Source organism: Bradyrhizobium sp. S69 (assembly GCF_009766005.1).
Taxonomy (GTDB): domain Bacteria; phylum Pseudomonadota; class Alphaproteobacteria; order Rhizobiales; family Xanthobacteraceae; genus Bradyrhizobium.
In genome coordinates this window covers 1-204 of the sequence record NZ_LMUK01000056.1, presented here as the reverse complement: position 1 = coordinate 204, position 204 = coordinate 1, and the positions used below count along the sequence as shown (strand labels likewise).

General features: G+C 68.6%; 1 pseudogene. It reads right to left on the bottom strand.

What is annotated here, in order from left to right:
* A pseudogene (locus tag GSQ88_RS30510) lies at positions 1–204 on the bottom strand (transketolase); the annotation flags it as partial.

Here is a 204-nt window from a genome sequence, read left to right as displayed (position 1 = left end):
CATTTCCTTGCCGCTTGCGATGAACTCGGCGCGGGCCGCTGCGATCGCGGTCTGCCAATCTGCGGGCAATTTGCCGTCGTTGCGACGCTCGAATTCAGTGCGCAGTTCGGCCGGAGCCGCCTTGACGCGGTCGGCCCAGGCCATGCGAGCGGCTCGGCCCTTGGCGCCGATCTCGCGCCACTCGCGCAGCAGCGGTTCGGGGAT